This is a genomic window from Rhizobium tropici CIAT 899, from assembly GCF_000330885.1.
Classification (GTDB): Bacteria; Pseudomonadota; Alphaproteobacteria; order Rhizobiales; family Rhizobiaceae; genus Rhizobium; species Rhizobium tropici.
In genome coordinates this window covers 241,511-254,784 of the sequence record NC_020059.1, presented here as the reverse complement: position 1 = coordinate 254,784, position 13,274 = coordinate 241,511, and the positions used below count along the sequence as shown (strand labels likewise).

13 protein-coding genes are annotated in these 13,274 nt (G+C 61.3%); 7 read left to right on the top strand and 6 right to left on the bottom strand.

What is annotated here, in order from left to right; all coding sequences use genetic code 11:
- Positions 1-45 precede the first annotated feature (45 nt).
- Positions 46-498 carry a winged helix-turn-helix transcriptional regulator gene (locus tag RTCIAT899_RS01205; protein WP_015338391.1) on the top strand — a complete coding sequence of 151 codons (453 nt, stop codon included), beginning with the start codon at positions 46-48 and terminating at the stop codon, positions 496-498.
- A gap of 17 nt (positions 499-515) precedes the next feature.
- Here RTCIAT899_RS01205 and RTCIAT899_RS01200 read toward each other — a convergent pair whose 3' ends face one another.
- Positions 516-1,121 (bottom strand): isochorismatase family protein, encoded by a 606-nt coding sequence (locus tag RTCIAT899_RS01200; RefSeq protein ID WP_015338390.1) that lies wholly within the window; start codon positions 1,119-1,121, stop codon positions 516-518.
- A gap of 48 nt (positions 1,122-1,169) precedes the next feature.
- A complete protein-coding gene (locus RTCIAT899_RS01195) occupies positions 1,170-1,919 on the bottom strand; it encodes a sulfite exporter TauE/SafE family protein (protein ID WP_015338389.1) in 750 nt (249 codons plus the stop codon).
- A 98-nt stretch (positions 1,920-2,017) separates the two neighbouring features.
- Here RTCIAT899_RS01195 and RTCIAT899_RS01190 point away from each other — a divergent pair, with 98 nt between their 5' ends.
- The 4 genes from RTCIAT899_RS01190 (at position 2,018) to RTCIAT899_RS01175 (ending at position 5,772) form a co-directional block, all read left to right on the top strand.
- Positions 2,018-2,899: a LysR family transcriptional regulator gene (locus RTCIAT899_RS01190; RefSeq protein ID WP_015338388.1), complete on the top strand. Its 882-nt coding sequence runs from the start codon at positions 2,018-2,020 to the stop codon at positions 2,897-2,899.
- Between the two features lie 84 nt (positions 2,900-2,983).
- Positions 2,984-3,790, top strand: coding sequence for an alpha/beta fold hydrolase (locus RTCIAT899_RS01185; protein WP_015338387.1), 807 nt, complete (start codon positions 2,984-2,986; stop codon positions 3,788-3,790).
- 135 nt (positions 3,791-3,925) lie between these two features.
- A complete protein-coding gene (locus tag RTCIAT899_RS01180; protein ID WP_015338386.1) occupies positions 3,926-5,047 on the top strand; it encodes an alkene reductase in 1,122 nt (373 codons plus the stop codon).
- On the top strand, positions 5,044-5,772 hold the full coding sequence (locus RTCIAT899_RS01175) for an SDR family NAD(P)-dependent oxidoreductase (protein WP_015338385.1): 729 nt from the start codon (positions 5,044-5,046) through the stop codon (positions 5,770-5,772). The genes RTCIAT899_RS01180 and RTCIAT899_RS01175 overlap by 4 nt, the downstream gene beginning before the upstream one ends.
- 33 nt (positions 5,773-5,805) lie before the next feature.
- On the opposite strand, the gene RTCIAT899_RS01170 is transcribed toward RTCIAT899_RS01175, so the two are convergent.
- Positions 5,806-6,177, bottom strand: coding sequence for a hypothetical protein (locus RTCIAT899_RS01170; RefSeq protein ID WP_244441432.1), 372 nt, complete (start codon positions 6,175-6,177; stop codon positions 5,806-5,808).
- A gap of 75 nt (positions 6,178-6,252) precedes the next feature.
- On the opposite strand from RTCIAT899_RS01170, the gene RTCIAT899_RS01165 reads away from it, so the two are divergent.
- Positions 6,253-7,320: a LacI family DNA-binding transcriptional regulator gene (locus RTCIAT899_RS01165; RefSeq protein WP_015338383.1), complete on the top strand. Its 1,068-nt coding sequence runs from the start codon at positions 6,253-6,255 to the stop codon at positions 7,318-7,320.
- Here RTCIAT899_RS01165 and RTCIAT899_RS01160 read toward each other — a convergent pair.
- Positions 7,317-9,524, bottom strand: coding sequence for a mechanosensitive ion channel family protein (locus RTCIAT899_RS01160; RefSeq protein ID WP_244441431.1), 2,208 nt, complete (start codon positions 9,522-9,524; stop codon positions 7,317-7,319). The two genes, RTCIAT899_RS01165 and RTCIAT899_RS01160, sit on opposite strands and share 4 nt — an antisense overlap.
- Positions 9,525-9,676: 152 nt before the next feature.
- On the opposite strand from RTCIAT899_RS01160, the gene RTCIAT899_RS01155 reads away from it, so the two are divergent.
- Positions 9,677-10,642 carry a DUF1444 domain-containing protein gene (locus RTCIAT899_RS01155; RefSeq protein ID WP_015338381.1) on the top strand — a complete coding sequence of 322 codons (966 nt, stop codon included), beginning with the start codon at positions 9,677-9,679 and terminating at the stop codon, positions 10,640-10,642.
- Between the two features lie 156 nt (positions 10,643-10,798).
- On the opposite strand, the gene pncB is transcribed toward RTCIAT899_RS01155, so the two are convergent.
- Positions 10,799-12,103 (bottom strand): nicotinate phosphoribosyltransferase, encoded by a 1,305-nt coding sequence (gene pncB, locus RTCIAT899_RS01150; RefSeq protein WP_015338380.1) that lies wholly within the window; start codon positions 12,101-12,103, stop codon positions 10,799-10,801.
- A 205-nt stretch (positions 12,104-12,308) separates the two neighbouring features.
- Entirely contained in the window at positions 12,309-13,268 is a 960-nt protein-coding gene (locus RTCIAT899_RS01145) for a 2-hydroxyacid dehydrogenase (RefSeq protein ID WP_015338379.1), read from the bottom strand.
- Between the last annotated feature and the right edge of the window lie 6 nt (positions 13,269-13,274).

The following is a 13,274-nucleotide window of genomic DNA, read 5'->3' as shown; positions in this document are numbered from 1 at the left end:
CATGCAACTATTCTTGCAGACAAATGACCGAGAAGGCTTAAGCGCATGGTCGCGCGAAAGAGCCTAAAGGGTGATTATTGTCCGAGCGCGCGTTCGCTCGACGTGATCGGCGACTGGTGGTCGCTCCTGATCGTACGCGACGCCTTCGACGGGCTGACGCGCTTCGGCGAATTTCAAAAGAGCCTCGGCATTGCCAAGAATATTTTGACCGAGCGACTGCGGACGCTTGTCGCAAGCGGCATTCTGGAGCTCGTACCGACAAGCGAAGGCGGTGCGCGCATGGAATATCGGCTGACGGCGATGGGAAAAGATCTCTTTCCGGTGATGGTGGCGCTGCGCCAATTCGGCGAACGCCATCTCTTTGCGCCGGCGGAAGAGCATTCGCTACTGGTGGATCGCGCCACGGGACAGCCGGTGCAGCTCGATATCCGGGCGCAGGACGGGCGTGCCATCGGCCCGGACGAGACGGTTATCGTGAAGGTGCCGGAAGGGGAATAGATGATGCAGGGCTGCGGTTAAGCTCGCTCTTTGAAACGAACTTCGCGTGCCGAAGCACAAATCCTGATCTCGTCGCCAAGAGACCATTCCGCCGCCCTTGCCGCCATGGCTGCGGGCACGCCCTGCGAGCCTGGACCGGCGGGAACATCATAGGTGGCGTGGGCATCATGCGGCAGCAGTACACCATAGCCGCGCTCAAGCGCCGCTCGCGCCGTCGCGGCAACGCACATTTCCGAGAGCACGCCGCATATCACCAGATCCTTCACGCCGAAGGCTGTGAGAATAGTGTCAAGGTCGGTGCCGTCGAAGCCGTCATCCTCCGTTTTCCTGATGACCAACTCGCCGGAAAGGGGCGGATAATGGAGTTTCCATCCCGGCTGAAACGGCTCATCCGGCGCGCCTGCCGGACCATCATTCTGCAGGAAAATCACAGGAGCCCATGCTGACCGCGCCTTGTCCAGCAGGACCTCCACCGCCGACCTCAACACGGCATGATCGGGGACCGCGCCTGGGCCTTGTACGAAGGCATTCTGGACATCGACGACCAGCAGGGCATCGGCCAATGGATTGTTATCGGAAATCTCTCGCTGCTCTTCTTCCATCAATCCTTCGGATCCTGCCATGAAACAAACTCCATATGGGTGCGCACCGGGCAGCCCGGCAAGACTGCCTCAGAAAGAAGCCTTCATCACCATCTCTGCGCCAAGTACCAGCAGACAAATCAGAAACCAGCGGCGGAAAGTGGCAGGACTGACGCGATTGCGAATGATCTGGCCGGCCCACATGCCGGCAAGTGCCGGGACGATCGCGAGGGTAGAGAGCGCGAGATTGTCGATGCGGAAGACGCCGTGCCAGGCGAGTGCGGCGGCGAGTGCTACCGTCGAAACGGTGAACGAAAGGCCGAGCGCCTGGACCAGCTCCTCCTTCTCCAGTCCGAGCGACTGCAGATAGGGCACTGCCGGCACGACGAAGACGCCGGTCGCTCCTGTGAACAGGCCGGTGATCCCGCCGACGAGCGGCGACAGCAGCGGCTCGAACCTTGCAGGCACATGCAGTTGACGGGCGAGCAAAGCGTGGCCGGCATAGACGATGAGTGCCGCACCCAGCGCAGGGGTCGTCAGACGCGTATCGTCGGCGGCAAGGAAATATGAGCCGGCGAAGGTTCCGATGATTACTGCAAGAACCAAGAGGAGGAAACGACGGGCAAACGCGCCAAAACTAGGGCCGGCCAGCAGCTGCCAGACATTGGTAACGAAAGACGGGACGATCAGCAGGCTGGCCGCGACGAGCGGCGAGATCAGCGTGCCCAGAACTCCCATCGCCACAGTCGGCAGCCCCATGCCGGTGATGCCCTTGACCATGCCGGCGATGAAGAAGGTCGCGAAGATTGCCGCGACGAGCCATATCGAATGATCCATCATGCCTTTTCAGTAGCAGAGACAAAGACCGGCACAATGCGGAAGAAGCGAAGTCAGCCTTCGGCTTTTCCGAAGGCTGGAGATGCGGTACTCTTCAGTCCATGCGCTTTGACCTGACCGACCTTCGCCTTTTCCTTGCCGTCGTCGATGCCGGCAGCATCACGCATGGAGCCGCCGATGTCGGGCTTTCGCTGCCGGCTGCCAGTGAGCGGCTGCGCGACATGGAGGCAAACGGCGGCGTAAAGCTGCTGGAGCGCGGGCGACGCGGCGTGAGCCCGACATCCGCTGGCGAGGCGCTGGCGCATCATGCCCGGCTGATCCAGCGGCAGCTCGCCCAGATGCGCGGCGAGCTTGGGGAACATGCAAGCGGCCTGCGCGCAACCATTCGGCTTCTCGCCAACACCGCGGCGATCGCCGAATATCTGCCGCCTCGCCTTGGCGAATGGATGGCCAGAAACCCGCGAACGGACATCGATCTAAAGGAGCGCCAGAGCGTCGAGATCGCGCGGGCCGTTTCGGCCGAGCTGGCCGAGATCGGCATCCTATCGGACGCGGCCGATACCTCCGGCCTGATATTGCGGCCCTTCGCGATCGACCGGCTGGTGGTGGTGATGCCTCGCGATCGTGCGCTTGCGGCGGCAAAGCAGACCAGCTTCACGGAAATCCTGCATGAGCATTTTGTCGGCCTGGCAGGCGGGGCGCTGCAGGATCACATCGATGCACAGGCCGCGCGGCTCGGCGTCCGACTGAAAATGCGCGTGCGGATGCGGACATTTGAGAGCATCTGCGAGATGGCAGGCCAGGGTATCGGCCTCGGCATCGTGCCGGAAACGGCAGCACGGCGCTGCAGCCGATCCGCAAAAATTGCGGTCCTTCGCCTGACCGACCCATGGGCGACGCGCCGGCTTTCGGTCTGTGCCCGCTCGCACGAAGAACTGCCGACGCCAGCCCGCGATCTTTTCGAGCATCTCGCCGCGACGTGATCACTGCCTGTTGAAAAAACGCATTGGGATCGACTAGTCTCGCCGCATGGCTGTCGGGAGGAGACAGCGCAATGGGAGGTGGGTATGGAATTTCGCGACGATGAGCTTCACCGCTTCGAAGCCGAAGGGGCCGCGCCCTTGCCGCAAACCGAGGTGGAAAGCCATGTCGATCATGATGGCGCGCGTATCTGGTACGCTTCCCATGGCAGCGGTGCACCGGTGATCCTTCTGCATGGCGGGCTCGGAAACAGCGGCAATTGGGGCTATCAGGTGCCGGCGCTGATCGACGCAGGCCATCAGGTTATCGTCATAGACAGCCGCGGCCATGGCCGCAGCACACGGGACGAGCGACCATACACGTATGAGCTCATGGCCTCCGACGTTCTCGCCGTCATGGACAGGCTGAAGATCGAAAAGGCTGCCATGGCCGGCTGGAGCGACGGCGCCTGCATCGGCATGGTGCTTGGAAAAATCCATCCGGAGCGTGTTTCCGGCGTCTTTTTCTTTGCCTGCAACATGGATCCGAGCGGCACGAAGGAATTCGTGGCGACGCCGGTCATCGAGCGCTGCTTCTCCCGCCATACGAAGGATTACGCAGCCCTTTCCGCCACGCCGGACAGGTTCGATGCCTTCGTCGAGGCTGTCGGCCTGATGCAACGGACCGAGCCGAACTACACCATCGCCGATCTAGCAGAGATCAATGCGCCTGTTGCCATCGTGCATAGCGAGCACGATGAGTTCATCAAGCGCGAACACGCCGATTATCTTGTCCGGCATATCCCCGGGGCGGAATTGATCTTTCTGCCCGGCGTCAGCCATTTCGCACCGCTGCAGCGGCCGGCGCAGTTCAACACCGCCTTGCTCGCCTTCCTCGCTCGGATTGCCGCCTGAGATCAGATTCAGTTGCGCATGTCCGATCGTTGGAATAAATGATGACCATCATCTTATTCGAACTCCCGAGACCGAATCGCCGCTGACAGGCCCTTCCGCCCCGGGGAGCAATTTGGCTCCAGGCAGGAGAATTTTATGACAGCCACTTTGTTTTCGCCTCTTTCCATCGGCCCCTATGAGCTTGCGCATCGCGTCGTTATGGCGCCGCTGACCCGCATGCGGGCGAGCCAGCCTGGCAATGTGCCCTCGGCTTTGAATGCAGAATATTATGCCCAGCGTGCCAGCGAGGGCGGACTGATCATTTCCGAGGGCTCGCAGATTTCACGCGCCGGACAGGGCATGCCGGCCACGCCGGGCATCCATACGGCCGAACAGATCGCCGGCTGGAAGACAGTGACGGATGCGGTTCATTGCAAGGGCGGCAAGATCTTCCTGCAGCTCTGGCATGTCGGTCGCATCTCCCATTCCTCGCACCAGCCTGATGGCGCTCTGCCGATTGCTCCTTCGGCCATTGCCGCCCAAGGACAGGCCTTCACGGCCTCCTTCGAGCGCGTGCCCTTCGAGACGCCGCAGGCGATCGATATCGACCTGATGCCGCTTTTGATCGACGTCTATGCTCAAGCCGCCGCCAATGCCAAGCAAGCCGGCTTCGACGGCGTCGAGATCCATGGCGCCAATGGCTATCTGATCGAGCAGTTCCTGCAGGCCCGCACCAACCAACGCACCGACCAATATGGCGGCTCGATCGAGAACCGCACGCGGCTGCTGCTGGAAGTGGTCGAGGCGGTTTCCGAAGTCTGGGGATCGGATCGCGTCGGTGTCCGTCTCTCGCCCTTCGGCATCGCCAATGACAGCGGCGAGGACGATCCCTTACGCCTCTATGGCCATGTCATTCGCGAACTGGACCGCCTCAACCTCGCCTATCTGCATCTGATCGAGCCGCGCGCCAGCGGTGCCGGCCAGGCCGAGGTCGACCACAAGAACGTGCCCTCGGCTGCGGAACTCTTCCGGCCTGCCTGGTCCGGCACGCTGATCGCCGCCGGCAATTTCCGGCCTGATACAGCTGAAGCGGCACTTGCCGCGGGCCATGCCGATGCCATCGCCTTCGGCCGTCTGTTCATCGCCAATCCCGATCTGCCGGAGCGCATTCGTCGCGGTGCTCCCCTTAATCCCTATCATCGCCCAACCTTCTATGGCGGCGGTGCCGAGGGTTACACCGACTATCCGACGCTGAACGCTAGAGAGGCAGCCGAATGAGCACGCCAAGCGCCATCATCGTCGGCGTAGGTGCCGAGCAGGGTCTGGGTGCGGCACTCTGCCGGCTTCTCGCGGATAAGGGCTATCATGTCGTCATTGCCGGCCGGACCGCAGCGAAGATCGATCAAGTGGCAGCTGCCATCCAGGCATCCGGCGGCAGCGCCGAGGCGATCGAAACGGATGCGACGGATGAAGCTGCGGTCATCCGGCTATTCGAGCACGCCTTTACCGCTCGGGACGACATCGCTCCGCCCGATCTGGTCGTCTTCAACGCCGGCATCAATCGCCAGATCGGCTTCCGCGATCTGACGGCCGCCCAATTCGAAGAATTCTGGCGCATCTGCTGCTTCGGCGGTTTCCTCGTCGGACGCGAGGCGGCGCGGCATCTGGCGCCGCTTGGCCGCGGCACCGTGATCTTCACCGGCGCTTCCGCGAGCCTGCGCGGCAAGGCCGGCTTTGCGCAATTCGCCGCCGCCAAGGCCGGCCTTCGAATGATCAGCCAAAGCATGGCGCGCGAATTCGGACCTCTCGGCCTTCATGTCGCCCACACCATCATAGATGGCGGCATCGACGGGGAACGGCTGCGCGCGCGGCGGCCGGATATGGATGCCGATGGGCTGTTGAATATCGACGCTATCGCCGAGAGCTACTGGCATATCCATCGCCAGCATCCTTCGGCCTGGACGCAGGAGCTCGATCTGCGCCCCTACAAGGAAAATTTCTGAGGCTCGAAATTTCGTGCGCTCCATGGCGTAGTTCTAGCAATTCCGCGACAAAGCCTTGGCGATTGCGAGAAACTTCGGGTCTTCAAGCCCATTACGATGCCTCTGGTCGACTTCACATTCGGCGTCAGGCACTTCGCTTGGAATCGTGAAGGACCATGCCGAGGGATGTTTCCGGCGGCGGCAGAAAATGTTTGCCAGTCGACCCAGCAAACCTTGCCGGTCGGCTCCGCCCTTGTCATCGGCTGAGGACGGCTCGACCGCATTCGGATTGCGGGGATCACCCCATCGATCGTCATAGAAATCCTTGAAGAGATAGTTGGTTTGCATTGGTTCGCCTTTCATTTTTTGAATCGATTCAATATCGACTCGTGGCGCTTGTTGAATCGGTTCAATCGTACGCTTCAAAACCCCACTGTCAAGAAGAATTGAACCGATACAACTTCGTTGCTAGTATCCGCCGGAAACATAAGGAGCATTTCATTGGCCAAGGGCACCATCAAGCTCGCAGATGTCGCCAAGGCGGCAGGCGTATCGCAGGGCACCGCCTCCAATGTTTTCAACCGGCCCGAAGTGGTGCGCGAGGAAGTGCGTGAGCATGTGCTTGAGACTGCAAAGCGGCTTGGCTATGCCGGGCCGAGCCTGACGGGCCGGCTGCTGCGAGCCGGAAAGGTCAATGCCATCGGCGTCGCCGCCGTCGAGCCGCTGGCCTATTTCTTCGATGATCCATGGGCGAGAGCGCTGCTGGCGGCCGTATCCGAGATCTGCGATGCCAGCGGCACGGGTCTCGCTCTGGTCTCGGCCAAGGATCGGCACAAGCTCGACTGGAATATCAAGAGCGCGCTGGTCGACGGCTTCATCCTGCTCTGCGTGGAAGGCGGCGAAAAGCTGGTGCAGTTGACCCGCGAACGGCAATTGCCCTTCATCGCGCTCGCCTTGAATGACGAGGATGGGTCGATCCCCTCGATCAGCGTCGACAACGTCGGAGGCGCGGCCGTTGCGGCGCGGCATCTGGCGGAATTGGGCCACAGGCGTTTCGGCGTGCTCGCCACCGAACTCTCGGACGACCATGTCGGACCGGTCAGCGTCGCCGGGATCGGCCGGGCGATGTATTCCACCTCGCGCGATCGAGCGCTCGGCTATTGGCAGGCACTCGAAGCGTTCGGAATTGAGCGTGAGGACGTGCCGATCTTCGAGACCCTCAACGACAAGCCAAGCGTCGAAGCCGGGCTTGACTATCTGTTTTCCGCACCGGAGCCGCCGACGGCGATCCTCGCCATGTCGGACAATATCGCGCTTCTGACGATCAACTGGCTGCGGGCACGAGGCCTGTCAGTGCCGCAAGACGTCTCCGTCATCGGCTTCGACGGCGTGCCGGAAGGCGGCATGGTGGAGCCGGGCCTGACGACGATGGCCCAGCCCTTTGCCGAGATCGCGGAACGTGCGGTGCAAGCCGTTCTTCACGATGCCGTACCGGCTGAGCGCGAGATGATCGGCGTCACGCTGATCGTGCGCGGCAGCACGGCGGCGCCGAGACCCGACCGGATCTAGCCCGCCTGCTGCGCGCCATCCACATTTGCCGCCCGCATCTCGATAAGCTGCCGGGCAGCGGCGGCAGCAGCGTCCTTGTCGCTTGCCACCTGCACGGTGGGGAAGGCGAACTGGATGCCGTTTTCGTCGAAGGACTGCTTGATCAAGGCCAGCGCGCTGCGGCGGATGACGGAGAGCTCGTTGGGCTTGGCGGTGATCGCCAGCCTGATCTCGATCGCGAAATCGCCGAACTGCTCGACGCCCTTCATCTTCAGCGTCTGGATGATGTTCGGTTTCAGGTCCTCGTCTTCGAGCAGCCGCTGGCCGATATCCTTGACGATGCGCTTCAACTTCACGAGATCGGTATCGTAGGTGACCTTGACGATGATCTTATCGATCGCCCAGTCGCGGTTCATGTTGTTGACCGCACCGAGCGAACCGAAGGGGATCGTCGCCAATGGGCCGCGCTGGTGGCGCAGCTTGACCGAGCGCAGGCTGAAGGATTCGACTACGCCCTTGTAATGGCCGCTTTCGATGTATTCGCCGATGCGGAAGGCATCGTCCCAGAGGTAGAAGACGCCGCTGATGACATCCTTGACGATCGTCTGTGCACCGAAGCCGACGGCGACACCGACGACACCGGCGCCGGCGATCAGCGGCCCGATCTGAACGCCGAGGCCAGACAGCACCATCATGACGGCGATAATGCCAATGACGACGGCAAGGATGTTGCGGAAGATCGGCAGCAGCGTCTGCAGCCGGGCGCGGCTCGCCCTCATCTCGTCGGAATCACCGGCCGCCGGCAGAGCTTGCATCACCTTGCCGTCGATATAGGTTTTCGCCAGCTGCCAGACGAGATCGGCGACCAGGAGGATGATTATGCCGCCGAGAATGCCGCGAGCGATGCGACCGACATTCGATTCGCTGCCGCTCATCATCGCATGCGCCTCGACCCCCAGCATGTGGCCGAGCCACAAAGCCGCAAAGGTAATGATCAGCGCCCGCAAGCCGCGGTCGAGCAATACGGCCGCGATCTTGCCGGCGCCGAAAATGCCGTCGGCCGCGTCATGCAGAGCCTCGATCGCCCGCGTGGATACCGAGAGGACGCGTGGCAGCAACATCGCATAGATGCCGATCCACAAGAGGCCATCGAAGCCGGCTACCCAGAGACACCAGAGCGCCACGAAGAAAATCGTCAGCAACCAGGAAACGGTCTTTGCTCCACGCTTTTCCGGCGGAAGCGGCCTGGACCACACGGCAGCCGTGGCGATCAGGAACAAACCGATGCCGAGCGTGTAGCCGATGAGGTCGCGCGCACCGGCAGAAAAGTCCAGCGACGTGACGGCCTGTATGATCGCCCAGCCGCAGGCAAAATAGATGGCAAACAGCGTGCAGCGCCGATACCAGTAGGAGGCCACGCGCCGCCGTTCGGCGATGCGGGCGGTGCCGCCGTCCTCGTCCAGAACGTCATTGGCGCGACGCATCGCGATCAATTCCATGACAAGCTTGCCGATGGAGATCGCCAGCCTGATCGATACCATCGCAATGACACAGGCGATGGCGAAATTTTCAATGGCAGGCGGCCAATCGAAGGCAAGAAGCGGAACGAGCGTCACCAGGCCATGGATGATGGCGGGCACAACGCCGCCCAGAAACTGGAAGCGCGCTGCCTGCAGTTCCGTCTCGGTACCGGCAGCCCTCTCGGTCCGCTGCATATGCCTGGTGTTGATGAAACGGGCAACGGCGAGTTCGGCCACCAATCCGAGGAAGAACAGGAGGACAATCTGAACGATGATGCGCACGAGGCCGACCGACTTGCCCTCCCCCTCCAGCTTTTCCGATGCGGTCATGACCTCGTAGGGCAAAGTCATCGCAGCGCCGGAGACCAGCTCGAGGTGATGCCGCGTGTGGCCGAGCATGCCTGATAGAACCGACATCTGATTGCCGTCGGCCGGCGCCGGATCGGTGGCGGGGGCAGGTTTATCGCTGGCGGACGCAGGCTGACTGTTGAGCTGCGTGGTAAGCCACTGCCTGACATCGGGCTCATTCAGCAGCTGGATCAGCTCACGAACCTTGTCGGGCGGCGGAGTTGCCGACTGCGTTGCGGCCGCATTCTGCGCGAAGACCGCCATGGGCACAGCCAGTACGAAAAGACAAAAAAGCAGGCCTCCGATCGTCCACCTGCCGCCCCTGACATTCTTCATCTGCGCTGCCCTTCTTGCCATCGGACCATCCGGCCCGCTCCTGCAGACTATACGCGTTTTTGACACGGGCAAGCAGGCACTTACGGCTCCCAATCCTGATCATGCCGCCATTGCCCCGCAACGGCTGTCGCGCTAGGTTCTGCTGTAATACCGTTCAGTACTCGGGGATGCGCGTGTTCAATTTCCTGAAAAGGCTCTTCGGCAGAGGCGAGCACGCAGAGGTGCGCTCCAGCCAAACCCTCTCAGTGCAGGAGCCAGAGAACACGGCCGCCGCCAAGACCCTCGATCTCAACATTCCCGATGAGGCCTTGCAAGACGAAGCGGTTTTCGCCGCCTATCTGCAGGAGCGCCTGCCGTTCTTCGGCGACCTGATCCGTGCCGATTACGATCCTGCCGTCGGCAGCCTGACGCTGCACAGCCGCAACGGCGATACGATGACGAAATTCCTGAGCAATGCGCTGCTGGCGCTGCGGGAAAAGCGCGAGCCGGCGCGCGCGCAGGCGCTCCTCAACTATCTCAACATGACGGAGGCCATGGTCGACAGCGGCGATCTCGCCAAGGTCCTACCGGTGCTGAAAGCGCGCGATTTCGTCGAGGTTGCGCAACAGCAGATGATGCAGGCCGTTAAGGACGAGCCCAATCCGCCGCAATTCGTCTATCTGGAGGAAGCCGAAAACCTGATCAAGCTCTTCGTCGTCAACGGTGAAACGGCGGTCAACTACGTGATGGCCGAAGCACTCGACGATTGGGGCATCGATGCCAGGGAACTGGCCGAAATGGCACAGGCCAACCTGCAGAAGTTCCTTGCCAAGACCGGCGTCCAGATCGCCAAACGCAGCCGGTTTCAATATGTCGAGGTGGACGGTCAGTTCGAATCCAGCATCGCCTTTCTGCCGAATTTCTGGGCGCAGGTGCAGGAGCAATCCGGCGGCGCCGCGCCGATCGCCGCCTTCCTGTCGCGCGACAAGGTGTTCTTCACGCATGAGAACGACATTGAAGGCCTACAGCTTCTGGAACTGATCAGCGCCGATCTCAGCGACGTGCCCTACGTTATTTCGCCGGATCAATATCGCTGGGAAAATGGCCGCTGGACGCTATTTCGCCGCGTCGCCCGGATGGAAGCAGCGATCCGCCACTAGAAGTTTTACGCATTCCGGACGGAAAACCGTTAGAGTATTTTCGCTTTTCTTCGAATCGCGAAAACGCTCTATCTTCTTGTTTTTACGAAGTTCCAGACGCAAAACCGCTTCGCACTTTTGCTGGAACTGCGCTAGGCATTTTTCCTGGAAAACGCCTTAAACCAGCACTTCCTGATCGACGCGATCCTCTGCGCCGAAGAACTTCAGATAGCGCTCGACTTCCGCAGGCTCACCCGTCGCCTTCTGAGGATTGTCCGAGAGCTTCACAGCCGGCCGGCCGTTTGCCTCGATGACCTTGCAGACGATCGAAATAGGGTTGAGCCCCTTGAGTTCGGTCGGGGCGCAGCCGGCGAAATCGTTGGTGAGGTTGGTGCCCCAACCAAAACTCATGCGAACGCGGCCGTCGAAATGCTTGTAGGTGTCGATGATGGCATCGACATCGAGGCCGTCAGAGAAGATCAGCAGCTTCTGACGCGGATCGCGGCCCATCTTCTTCCACCATTCGATGATCTTCTCGCCGCCCTCGATGGGCGGGGCGCTGTCGGGGCGGAAGCCGGTCCAGTCGGCCACCCATTCCGGAGCGTTGCGCAGGAAGGAAGCCGTGCCGAAAGCATCGGGCAGCACGACGAGCAGGTTGCCGCCATAGAGGCGGTTCCAGTCGCGCAGCACCTTGTAGGGTGCCTTGCCAAGCTCTTCATCGTTTTTTGCAAGCGCTGCGGCGACCATCGGCAGCTCATGGGCATTGGTGCCGACCGCTTCGAGATCGGAATCCATGGCGAGCAGCACGTTGCTCGTGCCGGTGAAGGCATGCGGCACGCCTTCCTTCAGCGCCTCGACGCACCAGCGCTGCCAGAGGAAGCTGTGGCGTCGGCGGGTGCCGAAATCGGAAATGCGCAGGCCCGGCAGTTCCCGCAGCCGCTCCACCTTTCCCCACATCTTGGCCTTCGCGCGGGCATAGAGCACATCGAGGGTGAAGGGACCGAGCGCCCTCAGCGCGGAGCGGGAGCGAAGCTCGTTGATGATAGCGAGTGCGGGGATTTCCCACATCGTCGTTTCCTTCCACGAACCGTGGAAGTCGAGAATATACTGGCCGTCACGCTTCGAGAGCTCATATTCCGGCAGCTGGAAATTCGACAGCCAGGCGAGGAATTCCGGTTCGAAGATCTGCGCGCGGCCGTAGAAGCTGTTACCCGCCAGCCAGATCATCTCCTTCTTGGAGAGGCGGAGCGTTCGGGCATGGTCGAGCTGTTCACGCAATTCCTTCTCGTCGATCACTTCGGCAAGGCGAACGCTCTTGGTGCGATTGATCAGCGAGAAGGTGGCATCGACATCCGGATAGAGCTTCCAGATCATCTGCAGCATCAGAAGCTTGTAGAAATCCGTATCGATCAAGCTGCGGATGATCGGATCAAGCTTCCAGGTATGATTATAGACGCGGGTGGCGATATCCGTCTTGGTCATGTCGTTCCTGCCCCGTCTCCTGCCCTACGGACGTCATGCTCGCCGCCGACCATCCTGCCGGCATGCGGTTGTAGCGCCCTGTTATCAAAAAATGTTGAGCGAAAGTCCAGTCGCTGAAAGAAAATTGATACCAAGGCAAATGGGTCGCATTTTGCCGGCGCCAGCTGAGGCATAGTGCCCAGACCACCACCATCCGAAGGTAGACTTAGTATCCCCGACCGCGATCTACCAGATGCTGCAGCGGTTCGCCGCGTTCGAAGCGGGCGATCTGCTCCTCGACATGGCGCATCAGCGCCCTTTCGTCAGACATGGCGGAGTCATGCGGCGTGATGATGACATTTTCCAGGTCCCAGAGCGGATCGTCCGCAGCCAGAGGCTCGACGGCGAAGACATCGAGCGAAGCGCCGCCGAGAATGCCGGTGCGAACAGCCGAAGCGATATCGGCCGCGACCTGGCTCTTACCGCGGCCGGCATTGATAAAGACCGGCTTGCCGAGCGGGCCGTTGCGATGCAGCTTGGAAAAAAGCGAGGCGTTGTAGATACCCGTCGTCTCCGACGTCAGCGGCAGTAGGCCGACAAGGATGTCCGTGCGCGCCAGGAATGCATCGAGCCCGGCGGCATCGAAGGTTTCCATGCCGTCGATCTCTTTCTTGCTGCGGGACCAGCCGATGACATTGAAGCCCATGACCTTCAACTTGGCGGCGGCATCGCAGCCGAGAACACCGAGCCCCATCACGCCGACGGTAACTTCGGCAGCTTCGGGGCCATTCTGCTGCGCCCAGACGTGCTGGCGCTGATTCCTGAAATGCCCCTGCACATCGCGCAGATGCATGAGGCACTGCATCACGACCCATTCGCTCATGCGCACCGTCAGGCTGCGATCGACGAAGCGGACGACGGGAATGTCAGGCAGGCCGACAATCGACATCATCGAATCGACACCGGCGCCGCCCGAGAAGATGACCTTGAGATTGGGTGCGCGCTCGAAAAGATCGGCATCCGGCTTCCACAAAAGCGCGTAGTCGACATGGGAGAGATCAGCGCCTTTATTGGCAGGATCGGCCAGATTGATGCTGCCGCGATCGGCAAAGGCCGTCTCAACCGCTTTGGCAACGGACACAGGATCGAATTTGAGGTCGACGAGAACGGGGCTTTTGGCCGGCATGATGGT

Coding starts and splice junctions, on each gene's coding strand:
- RTCIAT899_RS01180 (WP_015338386.1), top strand. CDS start 3,926: ATGACAGCCACTTTGTTTTCGCCTCTTTCCATCGGCCCCTATGAGCTT.
- pncB (WP_015338380.1), bottom strand. CDS start 12,103: ATGACCAAGACGGATATCGCCACCCGCGTCTATAATCATACCTGGAAG.
- RTCIAT899_RS01185 (WP_015338387.1), top strand. CDS start 2,984: ATGGAATTTCGCGACGATGAGCTTCACCGCTTCGAAGCCGAAGGGGCC.
- RTCIAT899_RS01195 (WP_015338389.1), bottom strand. CDS start 1,919: ATGATGGATCATTCGATATGGCTCGTCGCGGCAATCTTCGCGACCTTC.
- RTCIAT899_RS01205 (WP_015338391.1), top strand. CDS start 46: ATGGTCGCGCGAAAGAGCCTAAAGGGTGATTATTGTCCGAGCGCGCGT.
- RTCIAT899_RS01160 (WP_244441431.1), bottom strand. CDS start 9,524: ATGGCAAGAAGGGCAGCGCAGATGAAGAATGTCAGGGGCGGCAGGTGG.
- RTCIAT899_RS01145 (WP_015338379.1), bottom strand. CDS start 13,268: ATGCCGGCCAAAAGCCCCGTTCTCGTCGACCTCAAATTCGATCCTGTG.
- RTCIAT899_RS01190 (WP_015338388.1), top strand. CDS start 2,018: ATGCGCTTTGACCTGACCGACCTTCGCCTTTTCCTTGCCGTCGTCGAT.
- RTCIAT899_RS01175 (WP_015338385.1), top strand. CDS start 5,044: ATGAGCACGCCAAGCGCCATCATCGTCGGCGTAGGTGCCGAGCAGGGT.
- RTCIAT899_RS01200 (WP_015338390.1), bottom strand. CDS start 1,121: ATGGCAGGATCCGAAGGATTGATGGAAGAAGAGCAGCGAGAGATTTCC.